The following is a 12,320-nucleotide window of genomic DNA, read 5'->3' on the forward strand; positions in this document are numbered from 1 at the left end:
GCGCCCCCCGCCGTCGCCCGCCCGCGCTGTGGTCCGATCAGCGGGAAGCCGGCGCCGGGTACACGACCTCGACCACCTCGATCTCCTGCGTACCGCCGGGTGTCACCAGCTTGAGCGCATCGCCCACGCGGGCCTTGAGCAAGGTCCGCGAGATGGGCGCGATCCAGCTCACCTGGCGTTGTGCGCTCTCCGCCTCGTCGATCCCCAGGATGGTGACCGTGTGCTCCTCGCCGGATTCGTCCGCGTAGGTCACGGTAGCGCCAAAGAACACCTGGTCGCTGCCGTAATGGGCCGACGGATCGGTCACTTCGGCGATCTCCAGGCGTTTGGTGAGAAAGCGGATCCGCCGGTCGATTTCTCGAAGCCGCTTCTTGCCGTACAGGTAGTCGCCGTTTTCCGATCGGTCACCATTCTTGGCGGCCCAGTGGACGGCCTCGACCACCTTGGGACGCTCCACATCCATCAATGACAGTAGTTCGGCACGCAGGCGCTCATAACCTGCCGGCGTGATGTAGTTCTTGCCACCTGGGGGCAAGGGCGGGAGGCCGCCCGCCTCGTCATCCTTATCACCGTTGTCGCGTTCCTTGGTGAAGGCTTTGCTCATGCGCGAACTCCCTCAAAAGTTTCGGACAAAGAAAAACGGGCTAGCGCTTGTGGCGCTAACCCGTTGTTCCCCATAGGGAAATATGGTGCGGCTGGCAGGAATCGAACCCACGACCCCTTGGTTCGTAGCCAAGTACTCTATCCAGCTGAGCTACAGCCGCTGAGCTTTCTAGTATAGCACGACATTTTCGTGGCGCCAACTATCAAGCAAAACTTTCTTCGTTTCTTCCGTCCTGGTAGGCCGTGCTGGGCTTGAACCAGCGACCAAAGGATTATGCCTACCACTTCAGCTTTCGCTGCCCGTTTCCGGTTCGTGGTCTGGACTCTGTCTTGCCTTTCGGCCTTCCCGTCGAGTCTCTACACGTTCCCCTTTCGGGGCTTCGCTCGGCGTTGGCCTGGCGCTCGGAAGAGCACGTTAGCGTTCGCCGAATTTGAGAAGTTCTACTTCAAGGCAGAGTGAACTTACCTTGAGCAACCCGTCGGGCTTCATCCGTTGGCGCCGAGGCACCTTTAGGCTGATGCCCTTCAAGTCCTCTGCTCTAACCAACTGAGCTAACGGCCCGAAGAGGTGAGATTATGACACGATTTTTTAGCCTCTGTCACGCGGAACGAAGGCACGACCCGAAAAAGATTTGCCGCCGGGGCCACGACCGGCGCCCGAAGGACGACCGTCGCGCGCAGCAGGCGCGGGCCGGCGGCTGTCGCCGTGCGAGCGGGGACCGCCAAAGCCCTCGCCATGCCCACGGCCGCCAAAGCCTTCGTTGTGTCCACGATGACCTGCGAAGCCTTCGCCAGAACGTTGGCCGCCGCCGAAGCCCTCTTGACGGCCGCGATGGCCGCCACCGAAACCGTCGTCGCCCTGAGGCCGGCCAAAGCCACCCCCTGCGCGAGCGCCACCGTCGAAACCCTGCGAGCGCTGGCCGCCATGACGCGCGCCGCCCGAGGACTCACCCCAGCCCTGCGCACGGCCACCGCCGGCAAAGCCAGGCGAGCGACGGCGGTCGTCTCCTTGGCGACCGGCCGGACCACCACGGCCCCGGCCCGCGCCGCCACGCGGCGGCTGGGCCGTCGGCGCACGGCGGGTCGGCTCCATGCCTTCGATCACTTCGGGCTGGAACTGCTGCTTGGTGAAGGCTTCGATGTCGAAGATGCGGCGTTGGTCGCGGAACTCGGCGAAGGTCACGGCGATACCATCGCGGCCCGCCCGCCCGGTACGGCCGATGCGGTGGGTGTAGTCCTCCGCCTTCATCGGCAGGCCGAAGTTGAAGACGTGACTGATCGTCGGCACGTCGATGCCGCGGGCAGCGACGTCGGTGGCCACGAGGATCTGCACTTGGCCGTTGCGCAGCGCCATGAGTCGACGGTTGCGCAGGCCCTGGCTCAGCGCCCCGTGCAGCGCCACGGCGGAGAAGCCGGCCTGCTGCAGGTCATTGGCCAGGCCGTCGCATTCGATCTGCGTGCTGGCGAAGACCACGGCCTGCTGGATGGCCGTGTCACGCAGCCAATGATCGAGCAGCGCACGCTTGTGGCTGGCGTGGTCGGCCCAGTGCAGCACCTGACGGATGTTGGCGTGCTTCTGCTGCGGGCTGTCGATCTGCACCTTGCGCGGCTCGCGCATCACGCGGGCGGCCAGTTGCTGGATGCGCGGCGCAAAGGTGGCGCTGAACATCATGGTCTGCTGGCGCTGGATGGTCAGCTGGTTGATCTCGGCGAGGTCGTCGGCGAAGCCCAGGTCGAGCATGCGGTCGGCCTCGTCGACGACGAGGAAGCGCACCTGATCCAGCTTGATCTGCATCGAACGCTGCAGGTCCAGCAGCCGGCCGGGCGTGGCCACCACGAGGTTGGCGTTCTGCAGGCGGGCGATCTGCAACTGGTAGGGCATGCCGCCCACCACGTTGGCGATGCGCAGGCCGCGGCAGTGGCGCACCAGTTCGATGGCGTCGTGGGCCACCTGCTGAGCCAGTTCGCGCGTGGGGCACAGCACCAGCGCGCCGGGGACGGCCGCCTTGAAGTTGCGCGACTGCGTCGGATTGACGCGGCGGGGCTTCTTGGGCGGCGCTTCGCCGCGGGCGGCGGCTTCGGCCACCAGGCGGGCATGCTCGGCCTTGGCCTCTTCTTCTTCGCGCTGCTGTTGCAACAGCAGCGTGTGCAGCACGGGCAGCAGGAAGGCGGCGGTCTTGCCGCTGCCGGTCTGGCTGGAGACCATCAGGTCGACGAAGCCGGCCGCGCTGGCGTCCTGCTCTTCGTTGCCGGGCATGGCCATCGGGATGGCCTTCGTCTGGACGGCGGTGGGTTCGGTGTAGCCCAGGTCGCGCACGGCGGCGACGAGTTCGGGCGCCAAGCCGAGTTTGGCAAAAGGATGCGGGCCCTCGGGCGCAGCAGGCTCGGCGACGACGTCGTGGGCCAGGACGGCTTCGGGCGCGTCGGCGCGGCCATCAGCCACGATTTCAGTGGAAAAGGAAGGGTCGAGCACAGGCGCAGCAGCGCCCTGCTCATGCAGGGAGTCGGTCATAAAACTGATCGTGAACGCACGCCGCCCCGCAGGGGCAGGCACGTTGGAGGTTCAGAAAAACATCAACCATCCAACGACTATCGGCGCGCAGGCGATCCGTGTAAGAGGATCAGGCGCCGTGGTCGGGTTCATCGAGCTGTTCCGCTGTGTGCGGGAGCCGCCGACCAATGTGCAAGAAGGGAGATGCGCAAACTCGCTGCGGTCATGGTTTTGCAGCGAGCCCACGATTATGGCAGGAGTTCAGGGTTTTGCCTAATCCCGCTTTGAGCAAATGTTCAATCGTGCAGGCGCAGGAAGGTGTCGCGGTAGTGCAGCAACTCGTCGATGGACTCGTGCACGTCGGCCAGCGCCGTGTGGGCCTGTTGCTTCTTGAAGGCGGCATAGGCGGCGGGCTTCCAGCGCTTGGCCAATTCCTTGAGCGTGCTGACGTCGAGGTTGCGGTAATGGAAGTAAGCCTCCAGCCGCGGCATGTACTTGACCAGGAAGCGCCGGTCCTGCCCGATGGTGTTGCCGCACATCGGCGAGCCGCTGCGCGGCACGTAGCGCATGAGGAAGTCGATGAGCTGCTGCTCGGCAGCGGCTTCGTCGAGGGTGGAGGTGCGCACCTTGTCGATCAGGCCGCTGCGGCCATGCGTGCCCTTGTTCCACGCGTCCATGGCGTCGAGCACGGCGTCGCTCTGGTGGACGACGAGCACGGGGCCGTCGATACGCACCGACAGGTCGGGGCTGGTGACGACGACGGCGATCTCGAGCAGGCGCTCCTTCTCGGGATCGAGGCCGCTCATCTCGCAGTCGAGCCAGACGAGGTTCTGATCGCTCTTGGGGAGGGCCGGGGCAGAAGAGGCTTGGGATGCGGACATCGGGGCATTCTCGCCCACAGTCACCCGCGCCCCGTGTGGCCGGTGGGGCGCCACTACACTGCGCCACGCATGTCCGCCTCCCTTGCCTTCACCCTTCTTTTCGCCGTCGCGCTGAGTGCCGGATTGCTGCTGCGCTTCTGGCTGGCGGCACGTCAGATCCGCCATGTGGCCCGGCACCGCGATGCCGTGCCCGCGCCTTTTGCCGGCACCGTCGATCTGGCAGCACACCGCAAGGCCGCCGACTACACGGTCGCGCGCATGCGCTTCGGCCTGATCGAAGCCGCCTGGGGCGCGGCCACCCTGATCGCCTGGACCTTGCTGGGCGGCCTGGACCTGCTGGACAAGACGCTGGCCACCTGGCTCGGCGCCGGCATGTGGCAACAGCTCGCGCTGCTTGGCGCCTTCAGCCTGATCGGCGGGCTGATCGACCTGCCCTTCACGTGGTGGCAGACCTTCCGGCTCGAAGAGCGCTTCGGCTTCAACAAGATGACGCCCAGGCTCTGGCTGGGCGACCTGCTCAAGGGAACGGCACTGGGCGTGGCGCTGGGCCTGCCGCTGGCCGCGCTGGTGCTCTGGTTGATGGGTGCGGCCGGGCCGCTCTGGTGGCTGTGGGCCTGGGTGGCACTCGCGGGCTGGACGCTGCTGCTGCAGTTCATCGTCCCGACCTGGATCGCCCCGCTGTTCAACAAGTTCTCGCCGCTGGAGGACGAATCGCTCAAGCAGCGCGTGCAGACGCTGATGACCCGCTGCGGTTTCGCGGCGAAGGGCCTGTTCGTGATGGACGGCAGCCGCCGCAGCGCCCACGCCAATGCCTACTTCACTGGCTTCGGCCGGTCCAAGCGCGTGGTGTTCTTCGACACGCTGCTGCGGCAGCTCACACCGGGCGAGGTGGAGGCCGTGCTCGCCCACGAGCTGGGCCACTTCAAGCACCGCCACATCACTCGCCGCATGGGCCTGATGCTGGTGCTGAGCCTGGCGGCCTTCGCACTTCTGGGCTGGCTGTCGGCCCAGGCCTGGTTCTACACCGGGCTGGGCGTGCAGCCGCACATGGCGGCGCCCAACGACGCGCTGGCGCTGCTGCTGTTCATGCTGGTGGTGCCGGTGTTCAGCTTCTTCGTCTCGCCGGTCATGGCGCGCATGTCGCGTCGGGACGAATTCGAAGCTGATGCCTTCGCGGCCACGCATGCCGACGGTGCCGACCTGTCCCGCGCCCTGCTCAAACTGCACCAGGACAACGCGTCCACGTTGACGCCGGATCCGGTCTACGTCGGCTTCTATTACTCGCACCCGCCGGCGGCGCAGCGCCTGGCGCGGCTGCAGCCGGCCGCGGTGGCCTGAGGCAGCCGTGGGCCGCAGCAAGCACAGTACGCCCGTCGGCACCGCACCCGCCACGGCAACGATGCAGGCGGGGCTGGTGGTCGGCAGCCATGGCCGCCACTGCCTGGTGGAGTCGCCCGACGGCGAGCGCCGCATCTGCCACCCGCGCGGCAAGAAGAGCCAGGCCGTGGTGGGCGACCGGGTGCAATGGCTGCCAAGCACCGACGAGGGCACCATCGAACGGGTGGACACGCGCCGCAATCTGTTCTACCGCCAGGACGAGATCCGCACCAAGTCCTTCGCGGCGAACCTGGACCAGATCCTGATGCTGGTCGCGGCGGAACCCGACTTTTCGGAGCATCAGCTGGCGCGGGCGCTGATCGCCGCCGAGGCCGAGCACATCCGCGCGCTGATCGTGCTCAACAAGAGCGACCTGCCCGGTCTCTTCTCGCCGGCCTGGGAGCGACTCGCGCCCTACCGCCGCATGGGCTACGGGGTGCTGCCCCTTTCGTTGAAGGACACCGGCGCCTCGGGCCTGGCCGAGGTGCAGGCCGAACTGGCAGGCCGCACCACACTCATCCTCGGCCCCTCGGGTGTGGGCAAGAGCACGCTGGTCAACCGGCTGGTGCCTTCGGCGCTGGCGCAGACGGGCGAGATCTCGCAGGCACTCAATTCGGGCCGCCACACCACCACGACGACCACTTGGTACTGGATGGACAAGCCAGCCGGGACGGCCTTGATCGACTCGCCCGGATTCCAGGAATTCGGCCTTCACCACATCGAGCCCACGCAATTGCCGGCGCTGATGCCCGACATCGCGGCCCACACGGGCGAATGCCGCTTCTACAACTGCACGCACCGGCACGAGCCTGGGTGCGGCGTGATCGCCCATGTGGAAGGTGACGAGCGCAACGGCAACAGCGACGCGGACATCAGCGCGATGCGCTACCGCATCTACAACGAACTCTTCGACGAGCTGAGCCGGCCGGCGTACTGAAGGGCCACGGGCTGCGCCCCGCCTCCCAGTCGCAAGCCGGGCATGCCGGCGCGACTGCCGCGCCGAACCTCAGCCTCAGCCTCAGCCTCAGCCTCAGCCCTCCAGGATCGCCTGCAGCGCCTCCACCAACACACCGCACTGCGCCCGCGTGCCGATGCTGATGCGCAGCCACTGGTCGATGCGCGGCTGCCGGAAATGCCGCACCAGCACGGCCCGCTCGCGCAGCGCTGCCGCCAGGGTGGCCGCGTCGCGCTGCGGATGGCGCGCGAACACGAAATTGGCCTGCGAAGGCAACACTTCGAAGCCGAGGTCCTCCAGCTGCAGCGTCAGCCCTTCGCGCGCGTCGATCACCGCGCGGCATTGCGCGCTGAACCACTCGTCGTCCTCGATGGCCGCCTGTGCGCCGGCCTGGGCCAGCCGGTCGAGCGGGTAGGAGTTGAAGCTGTTCTTGATGCGGGCCAGGGCTTCGATGAGCGGCGCCTGCCCCAGCGCAAAGCCCACGCGCAGGCCGGCCAGCGCGCGCGACTTGGAGAGGGTCTGCACCACCAACAGGTTAGGGTGCGCCTCGACCAGTGCCGCGGCGCTGCTGGCGCCAAAGTCCACATAAGCCTCGTCGACCAACACCACCCGCATGGGGCAGGCGCGCAGCAACTGTTCGATGGCGTCCAGGGGCAGCCCCTGCCCCGTCGGCGCATTCGGATTGGCGATCACCACGCCCGCGCAGCCCTGCTCCGCCCGCCGGGCCAGGGCGTCGATGTCGATGCGCAAGGCCTCGTCCACCGGCACCGCCTCCGCCTCGATGCCGTGCAGCTGGGTCCAGACCCGGTAGAAGCTGTAGGTGACATCGGGAAAGAGCAGGGGCTCGCCGCGCTGGAAGAAAGCCAGGAAGGCGTGGCTCAGCACCTCGTCGGAGCCGTTGCCGACGAACACCTGCGCGGGCTGCAAGCCATGACGGCGGGCGATGGCCTCGCGCAGCGACGTGGACTCAGGATCGGGATAACGCTGCAGCCCTTCACGCGCGGCCTCGGCGATGGCGGCAATCACCCGCGGCGACGGCGGACTCGGATGCTCGTTGGTGTTGAGCTTGACCAGGTTGGCGATGCGCGGCTGCTCGCCGGGCACATAGGGCTCGAGCCCCACGACACGCGGGCTCCAGAAGACAGGATAGGGAGGGGACATGTCGCTCACCATGCGGTACAAGACCGCTGAGGAAGATGAAAGAGAGAAGACGACGCGGGCCTTCAGCCCAGCAGGCGCGCCAGCGTCAAGAGCGCCAGCAGCAGCATCCACAGCACCACCGAGCGCCACACCAGGCCCACGACGCTGCGCAGATGGGCCGGCTCGGGCTCTCGCCCCGCCGTGCCGCCACCGGCCGACATGGCAGGACCGGGCTGGTCGGCAGCATCCACCAGCGCGTCGGCCAGCGGCCGGCTGGGCCGCAACTGCTCGCCACCCAGGCGCACATTCAGCGCCCCCGAGGTGGCAGCCAGGATCACGCCATCGTTCACTCCCGCGAAATGACGCGCGTCGTTGCGCCAGCAGTCGATGGCTTCCTCGAAGCTACCGACCACCGCGAAGCCCAGGGCCGTGATGCGGGCGGGGAGCCAGTCGATCACCGTCCATGCGCGGTCCGCGGCCTGCTGCACCCAGACGCTTGCCGGCTGACTCATGGCGTTGTGCTTGTAGGCCCAATAGCGGCCGACGAACTCGCTCATGCGATAGAACACCGCCCCGGCCGGCCCCAGGCCCAGCAGCGCACCCAGCGAGAACCAGGCAAGCACGCCCAGCACATGGCGGTGCGCCGCAATGACCGAGTACTCGATCACGTGTCGCACGATCTCGCTGCGCGGCAGCTCGGCCGCGTCGACCCGCTGCCAGCGTGCGAGCAGGCTGCGCGCGAGCGCCTCGTCGCCCACATCCAGCGCGTCGCGAATCTCCGTGAAGTGATGGCTGAACTGTCGGAAGCCCAGCGTGACGTAGAGCACGCCCACGCCCCAGACCAGCGCAAAGGGCGCGCCCAGCGTGAGCATCAGCAGCCAGTGCAGCCCCAGTGCCAGCAGGCTGGGCACCCCCACGGCCAGCGACCATGCGACCCATCCGTGGTGCGGCTTGCCGGCATCGAAGTTGCGGCTCGTCCAGCGTGTCCAGGCCAGCGCCGCGCGAGCTGCCGGGTTGTCGGATGCCAGCGGCCGGACCTGCTCGATCAGCAGCGCGCACAGGATGGCAAAGAAGCTCATCGAGGAATCATAAGACGGCCCTGAAGCCCGCCACGGACTCCGGCGGCGCAGCCATCGCTGGCACGCACAGTGCCGTCATGCGACCAGGAAACGGTAGAGATTGCGCAGCATGCCCGCTGTGGCGCCCCAGACGAAGCGCTCGCGACTGCCGTCCTGGTACGGCATCGAGAAGAAGTGCCGCGCCGCGGGGCCCTCGCCTTCCACCTGATGGCGACGATGGTGGGCAGGGTTCATCAGGAAGGCCAGCGGCACTTCGAACACATCCGCCACCTCGGCAGGATTGGGTCGCAGCACAAAGCCGGGCTGCACCAGCGCGACGACCGGCGTCACGACAAAGGCGGTGATGGTGGTGTAGGTGGGCAGTTCACCCAGCACCTCGACGAAGCCCGCCTCCAGTCCCACCTCCTCCCACGCCTCACGCAAGGCCGCGGCAGCGATGCTGGAATCGCCGGGATCCACCCGCCCGCCCGGAAAGGCGATCTGGCCCGAGTGCGTGGACATGCGGGTGGCGCGTTCGGTCAGCAGTACCGTGGGCTCATCCCGCTGCACGATCGGCACGAGGACGGCAGCAGGGGCGGGGTTGCGGCGCGTGAGGCTCGGCTCCCTGCGGACTTCGGGGGTCCACGTCACGCTGTGGGGCGTGGAAAAGCGCTCGCGCAGGGCCGCAGCCGTCAGACGGGCGGCAGGCACCGCGGGCAGGTCGCGGTCGATGCGGGTCACCGGCACGGCGCGCGGATCCGTCACCGCCCCGGCCGGCGTGCCGACCGCGTTGACCACCTCGGGCGGTGCATGGCCCGGGCTACCGGAAGAAGGAGGTTCAGGACTCAGGGACATGGCGGTGCACTGCAATGAAAAAGGCCGCCCGAAGGCGGCCCTGTGAGGACGGCAGGAGCGGTGACCGGTCCTGCCTGCACGTCGCGAATCAGTTCGCGGCGGCCGCGTTGGAGGCCTTGCCCGGCAGCTTTTCCTTGATGCGGGCAGAACGGCCACTGCGCTCGCGCAGGTAGTACAGCTTGGCACGGCGCACGTCGCCGCGGCGCTTGACTTCGATGCCGGCGATCAGCGGGCTGTAGGTCTGGAAGGTACGCTCGACGCCTTCGCCGCTGGAGATCTTGCGCACGGTGAAGGCGCTGTTCAGGCCGCGGTTGCGCTTGGCGATGACGACGCCTTCATAAGCCTGCACGCGCTTGCGGGTGCCTTCGACCACGTTGACGCTGACGATCACGGTGTCGCCAGGAGCGAACGCGGGGATCTTCTTGCCCAGGCGGGCGATTTCCTCTTGCTCGAGGGTCTGGATGAGGTTCATGGTTTCCTGCGAAAGGATCGTGTCCGCGCTGCACTGAAGGCGGCTGCCGGTGCCTGCACTATCGCGAGTTGCGAAGAAGGCGCCGGATCCACAAGGGCGAGCCTCGGGACGAGGGCCGCGGCCGGACAGAGGATCGAAAAGCCTTCGATTATAGCGTGGGCTGCGGCAGTTGCTGCAAATACTGCTCGTCCAGCGGCTGGAGACGGCCTTGGGCGCGGGCCGCGGCGATCAGGTCGGGCCGGCGCTCGGCCGTCAGCGCCAGCCGCTGCTCCCGCCGCCAGCGCTCGATCTGGGCGTGGTGGCCGGACATCAGGGGCGCCGGCACGGACATGTCGCGCCAGACCTCGGGTCGCGTGTAGTGCGGGCAGTCGAGCAGGCCATCCAGCTCGGGATTGAAACTGTCCTGCGCATGGCTGTCGGCGTCGCCGAGCACGCCGGGCTGTAGCCGTGCCACGGCATCGAGCAGCGCCAGCGCCGCCAGTTCGCCGCCGGACAGCACGAAATCGCCCAGGCTGATCTGATGGGTCACGTAGCGATCGATGAAGCGCTGATCCAGTCCCTCGTAGCGGCCGCAGATCAGCACCGCCCCGGCACTCGCCGCCCATTCGGTCACCACTGCGTGGCGCAGTGGCTGGCCCACGGGCGAGAAAAGGACCACGGGCGAGGCCTCACCCCGGTCGGCAACGGCAGCCTCCACGCAACGGGCCAGGGGCTCGGCCATCATGACCATGCCGGGCCCGCCGCCGAAAGGCCGGTCGTCGACGCGCCGGTAATTGCCTTCGGCAAAGTCGCGCGGATTCCAGAAGCGCACGTCCACCTGTCCGGACGCAAAGGCGCGCCGGTTGATGCCGTTGGCGAGGAAGGGCGCGAACAGTTCCGGGAAAAGGGTCAGGACGTCGAAGCGCATGCGCGTCCGCGTGCAGGCGGCAGTGGGCCAGCCGCTCAGTAGTCGGGCTGCCAGTCGGCCACGATGAGGCGGCCGGCCAGATCGACCTTGTCGACGATGGCGGAGACGAAGGGAATCAACCGCTCGCCAGGCTTGTCGCCTTCAGCAGTCGGCGGCACCTCGAGGACCAGGGTGGTCTGCGGGCCGGTCGCCAGCAGTTCACGCACCGTGCCCAAGGCCACGCCTTCGCGGTTGACGACCGACAGGCCGACAAGGTCGACCCAGTAGTACTCGTCGTCTCCCGGCGTCGGGAACAGGGAGCGCGGCACGAAGATGCGGGCACCGCGCAGGGCCTCGGCCGCATTGCGGTCGGGCACCTCATCGGAATGCGCCACGATGCAGTCGGTGTGCTCGCGGGCTTCTCGGATGGGAAGTCGAAAGACCTGGCGACCGTTGCCAGGCGGCTGGAGGAACCAGCGCTTGGAAGTGAACAGCGCCTCGGGCTCGGCGCTGTGGGGCAGGACCTTGAACCAGCCCTTGATGCCCCAGGCATCGACGATGCGCCCGACTTCGATGGCGTCCGCCGGCAGTTCGGCAGCGTCGAGCGTGGGCAGCATCGGCGACGGCGCGCCGATCAGGCGGCGGCTTGCTCGGTGGCGGCAGGGGCGGCGGCGCCGGTCTGCTTGATCAGGCGCACGACGGTGGGCGAAGCCTGGGCGCCAACGCTCTTCCAGTAGGCCAGGCGGTCCTGGGCGATACGGATGCTTTCCTCGCCGCCGCGGGCGGTGGGGTTGTAGAAGCCCAGACGCTCGATGAAGCGGCCGTCGCGACGGGTGCGCTTGTCGGCAACGACGATGTTGAAGAACGGACGGCCCTTGGAGCCGCCGCGGGAGAGTCGAATGACGACCATGATTTATCCTTGGGGTGGAGCCAGCCGCAGGTTTCTGGGAATGCCTGGGATCGGCCGGTGAATTCTTCTCCAGCGTTGAGACACGCGACATGGCCACCCGGCCAGCGACACGCTGAAAAGCCCGCGAGTATAGCGCCCTTCCGCACCCCCGCTTCCATGCACCTGACCATTCGACCCAGCCGCGACGAAGATCTCGCGGCCATCACGGCCATCTATGCCCATCACGTCCTGAATGGCACGGGCACCTTCGAGACCGACGCCCCGACCCAGGTCGACATGTCCAACCGCCGGGCCGACGTTCTGGCCAAGGGCCTGCCCTATCTGGTGGCAGAGAGCGAGGCCGGCGAGGTGCTCGGCTTCGCCTACTGCAACTGGTTCAAGCCGCGGCCCGCTTATCGCTACTCCGCCGAGGACTCGATCTATATCGCCGACGCCGCACGCGGCATGGGCCTCGGCGCACGGCTTCTTGAAGCCCTGGTCGCTGCCGCGCAGGCAGCCGGTGTGCGCAAGCTCATCGCCGTGATCGGCGACTCGGCCAATGCCGGCTCGGTCGGCGTGCATCGCAAGCTGGGCTTCGCCCACGTCGGCGTCATCAAGGACTGCGGCTGGAAGTTCGGCCAGTGGCGCGACGTGGTGCTGATGGACAAGGTGCTCGGCGAAGGCAGCAGCACGTCACCCGAATAAGGAACCGC

General features: G+C 67.7%; 13 protein-coding genes and 1 tRNA gene. 3 read left to right on the plus strand and 11 right to left on the minus strand.

Annotated features, from left to right (window positions below; genetic code table 11):
- Positions 1–37: 37 nt before the first annotated feature.
- From greB to orn, 4 genes are all read right to left on the minus strand, one after another.
- Positions 38–604, minus strand: a complete 567-nt coding sequence (greB, locus tag ABIC63_RS01265; RefSeq protein WP_354318395.1) for a transcription elongation factor GreB — start codon at positions 602–604, stop codon at positions 38–40.
- Between the two features lie 83 nt (positions 605–687).
- Positions 688–764 (minus strand) — tRNA-Arg (locus ABIC63_RS01270).
- Between the two features lie 428 nt (positions 765–1,192).
- Positions 1,193–3,115: a DEAD/DEAH box helicase gene (locus ABIC63_RS01275; protein ID WP_294367144.1), complete on the minus strand. Its 1,923-nt coding sequence runs from the start codon at positions 3,113–3,115 to the stop codon at positions 1,193–1,195.
- Between the two features lie 275 nt (positions 3,116–3,390).
- Positions 3,391–3,975 carry an oligoribonuclease gene (gene orn / locus ABIC63_RS01280; protein ID WP_294367142.1) on the minus strand — a complete coding sequence of 195 codons (585 nt, stop codon included), beginning with the start codon at positions 3,973–3,975 and terminating at the stop codon, positions 3,391–3,393.
- A gap of 69 nt (positions 3,976–4,044) precedes the next feature.
- Between orn and ABIC63_RS01285 the strand changes: the two genes are divergently transcribed.
- The gene (locus ABIC63_RS01285; protein ID WP_354318396.1) at positions 4,045–5,313 is read left to right on the plus strand and encodes a M48 family metallopeptidase; all 1,269 of its coding nucleotides are present in this window, start codon (positions 4,045–4,047) and stop codon (positions 5,311–5,313) included.
- Between the two features lie 61 nt (positions 5,314–5,374).
- Positions 5,375–6,289: a ribosome small subunit-dependent GTPase A gene (gene rsgA, locus ABIC63_RS01290; protein WP_294367621.1), complete on the plus strand. Its 915-nt coding sequence runs from the start codon at positions 5,375–5,377 to the stop codon at positions 6,287–6,289.
- Positions 6,290–6,382: 93 nt separating this feature from the next.
- On the opposite strand, the gene hisC is transcribed toward rsgA, so the two are convergent.
- From hisC to rpsP, 7 genes are all read right to left on the minus strand, one after another.
- Complete coding sequence (gene hisC, locus ABIC63_RS01295; RefSeq protein WP_354318397.1) at positions 6,383–7,468, minus strand: histidinol-phosphate transaminase; 1,086 nt, start codon at positions 7,466–7,468, stop codon at positions 6,383–6,385.
- A 62-nt stretch (positions 7,469–7,530) separates the two neighbouring features.
- Positions 7,531–8,526, minus strand: coding sequence for a CobD/CbiB family protein (locus ABIC63_RS01300; RefSeq protein WP_294367135.1), 996 nt, complete (start codon positions 8,524–8,526; stop codon positions 7,531–7,533).
- A gap of 75 nt (positions 8,527–8,601) precedes the next feature.
- The gene (locus ABIC63_RS01305) at positions 8,602–9,360 is read right to left on the minus strand and encodes a CoA pyrophosphatase (protein WP_294367132.1); all 759 of its coding nucleotides are present in this window, start codon (positions 9,358–9,360) and stop codon (positions 8,602–8,604) included.
- Positions 9,361–9,448: 88 nt separating this feature from the next.
- Positions 9,449–9,832 carry a 50S ribosomal protein L19 gene (gene rplS, locus ABIC63_RS01310; protein WP_017759816.1) on the minus strand — a complete coding sequence of 128 codons (384 nt, stop codon included), beginning with the start codon at positions 9,830–9,832 and terminating at the stop codon, positions 9,449–9,451.
- A 148-nt stretch (positions 9,833–9,980) separates the two neighbouring features.
- Positions 9,981–10,739 carry a tRNA (guanosine(37)-N1)-methyltransferase TrmD gene (gene trmD / locus ABIC63_RS01315; protein WP_354318398.1) on the minus strand — a complete coding sequence of 253 codons (759 nt, stop codon included), beginning with the start codon at positions 10,737–10,739 and terminating at the stop codon, positions 9,981–9,983.
- A 35-nt stretch (positions 10,740–10,774) separates the two neighbouring features.
- A complete protein-coding gene (gene rimM, locus ABIC63_RS01320; RefSeq protein WP_017759818.1) occupies positions 10,775–11,335 on the minus strand; it encodes a ribosome maturation factor RimM in 561 nt (186 codons plus the stop codon).
- 17 nt (positions 11,336–11,352) lie between these two features.
- On the minus strand, positions 11,353–11,628 hold the full coding sequence (gene rpsP, locus ABIC63_RS01325; RefSeq protein ID WP_294367120.1) for a 30S ribosomal protein S16: 276 nt from the start codon (positions 11,626–11,628) through the stop codon (positions 11,353–11,355).
- A gap of 156 nt (positions 11,629–11,784) precedes the next feature.
- Here rpsP and ABIC63_RS01330 point away from each other — a divergent pair, with 156 nt between their 5' ends.
- Complete coding sequence (locus ABIC63_RS01330) at positions 11,785–12,312, plus strand: GNAT family N-acetyltransferase (RefSeq protein WP_294367118.1); 528 nt, start codon at positions 11,785–11,787, stop codon at positions 12,310–12,312.
- The last annotated feature ends 8 nt before the right edge of the window (positions 12,313–12,320 follow it).

The sequence above is a fragment of the Pseudacidovorax sp. 1753 genome, from assembly GCF_040544975.1.
Lineage (GTDB): Bacteria > Pseudomonadota > Gammaproteobacteria > Burkholderiales > Burkholderiaceae_C > Xenophilus.

Bases quoted from the DNA above. Each gene is read 5' to 3' on its own strand.
- greB (WP_354318395.1), bottom strand. From the start codon at position 604: ATGAGCAAAGCCTTCACCAAGGAACGCGACAACGGTGATAAGGATGAC.
- ABIC63_RS01275 (WP_294367144.1), bottom strand. From the start codon at position 3,115: ATGACCGACTCCCTGCATGAGCAGGGCGCTGCTGCGCCTGTGCTCGAC.
- orn (WP_294367142.1), bottom strand. From the start codon at position 3,975: ATGTCCGCATCCCAAGCCTCTTCTGCCCCGGCCCTCCCCAAGAGCGAT.
- ABIC63_RS01285 (WP_354318396.1), top strand. From the start codon at position 4,045: ATGTCCGCCTCCCTTGCCTTCACCCTTCTTTTCGCCGTCGCGCTGAGT.
- rsgA (WP_294367621.1), top strand. From the start codon at position 5,375: ATGCAGGCGGGGCTGGTGGTCGGCAGCCATGGCCGCCACTGCCTGGTG.
- hisC (WP_354318397.1), bottom strand. From the start codon at position 7,468: ATGTCCCCTCCCTATCCTGTCTTCTGGAGCCCGCGTGTCGTGGGGCTC.
- ABIC63_RS01300 (WP_294367135.1), bottom strand. From the start codon at position 8,526: ATGAGCTTCTTTGCCATCCTGTGCGCGCTGCTGATCGAGCAGGTCCGG.
- ABIC63_RS01305 (WP_294367132.1), bottom strand. From the start codon at position 9,360: ATGTCCCTGAGTCCTGAACCTCCTTCTTCCGGTAGCCCGGGCCATGCA.
- rplS (WP_017759816.1), bottom strand. From the start codon at position 9,832: ATGAACCTCATCCAGACCCTCGAGCAAGAGGAAATCGCCCGCCTGGGC.
- trmD (WP_354318398.1), bottom strand. From the start codon at position 10,739: ATGCGCTTCGACGTCCTGACCCTTTTCCCGGAACTGTTCGCGCCCTTC.
- rimM (WP_017759818.1), bottom strand. From the start codon at position 11,335: ATGCTGCCCACGCTCGACGCTGCCGAACTGCCGGCGGACGCCATCGAA.
- rpsP (WP_294367120.1), bottom strand. From the start codon at position 11,628: ATGGTCGTCATTCGACTCTCCCGCGGCGGCTCCAAGGGCCGTCCGTTC.
- ABIC63_RS01330 (WP_294367118.1), top strand. From the start codon at position 11,785: ATGCACCTGACCATTCGACCCAGCCGCGACGAAGATCTCGCGGCCATC.